Annotated in this window: 1 protein-coding gene; it reads left to right on the forward strand. The window is 44.1% G+C overall.

Annotated features, from left to right (window positions below):
- On the forward strand, window positions 1-1,615 hold a 1,615-nt coding region (locus KDK17_RS12790), incomplete at both ends, for a hypothetical protein (protein WP_257255269.1).

A 1,615-nucleotide genomic window follows, 5' to 3' on the forward strand; every position in this document is an offset into this window, starting at 1 on the left:
GAGTCCATGCTGGATACGATAGAACAAATTCCCTGGAAAGCTTACACCGCAGTTGCTCAAAAGACAGTTGCTCAAAAAAGAACCAGTAAATACGATAAGCTAATCAGACTTACCTTTTATATCGAAGCTGCGGATTGGCGAGTCGTAAGACAACAGGAAAGGCTGCTTAAAGATATAGAGGACAGGCTGCAGATCTACCCCATTGTAAACGATGCGGCAAAAGAAAGAGGCAAGACTTTCCTTGCTAAACTGGCCAGCGATCTGGAAGTAGTATTTGAAAACGACGTTCACCTCAACGACAACAAGAATGTTATTTACTGCAAAATTTCGGAATTAATGGGTGAGGTAGAAGAAACCCATGGCGATGAAGTGTTCAGAAGGGCCAGAAACAATGAAATTGCTCATCAACTCAACATTGAGGACTATAGAGATGACGCCGGTATAGAAGACCAAAACATTCTAATTAAAAAAAAACTCGAACAGCTGGAAGAAAAAGTTTTCAAAGCAGGTGTTTCTGAGGTTAATGAGCATATCACAGCCATTGACAATGAACTTGACAGGCAAATGGCTCGCCTGGACCCCAAACCCCGGTACGTTCTTGATCGTGAAGTAGCCACAGTCAGGGAAGCAATAGAAGAAGCTGAAAGTGAGCAGAAGACAGCTAAGCAAAAGCTGGATGCTATTCGTGTCAAACAATATTTATTTACCGGCCCCCCAGCTGTACACGAAAGTATCTCGGATGGAGACGACATAGTTCTCAATCGGGCAATGAAACAAGTTCAAATAAGGCTGGGTCTGACTGCAGATGACGAGCAAACCCTTCAAGAGCGAGTAGAGGACGTCAATGATTTTCTGGAAGAACACGGTATACAAAGACGAGAGGAAATCTTTAAGAAACTGAAAACCAAAATAAATCTTAATGTTCAGATTAGAGATGACCTCAGTTTACAGGAAGAAGCTGATGACTTTATCGATACTTTGGCTTATGTAGATACTCTTGTTCGGGAAGCAAGCGATGAAGTCTATAGCGAATTGGGTGAACAGATTTTAATCAGACAAAAGCATTTTCGGATCACGGAATTCCTGCGTGAGCACTACAGGAAAATTATGGCAGTGACCAATGCACGGCTTGAACAGAGAGATGCAAAAGAGAATCTGGATCGTAAAAAACAGGAGATTGAAGATCCCGGACACATTGATGAGCAGGCTAAAGCCGCACATGAAAAGGAAATGGACGCACTGGGTTTAGTCCTGAAGCAAAAAAGTGAAGCTGTATCAAAAGCAAAAGAGGCTCTGGCGGATTATCGTAAAGCAGCTCTTAACACCGTCGAAGAAGCCGTGGGTCTCAAACCAGACGCTACTGATACTCATGAACAACGGATTAATGCCCTGAGAAACAAACGGTTACAACTGGGCAGTGATGATGTTATTGGCAGCAAGGCCCAACAACTGATTCATAAACAGGCTCATCTGGAAGGTGAGATTAAAGTCAGAGAAGCCGCCATTGAGAGAATGAAGGGAGTCCTGAAAGCGGCAGAGAAAGCCGTCGAAGATGACGACGGTCCCTTCCAGTACACGCCGAGGCAGGCAAAAGTTCGGGCCGCTATGGACGACT

Origin of the sequence: Endozoicomonas sp. SESOKO2 (assembly GCF_024606245.1) — a bacterium.
Classification (GTDB): domain Bacteria; phylum Pseudomonadota; class Gammaproteobacteria; order Pseudomonadales; family Endozoicomonadaceae; genus Endozoicomonas_A.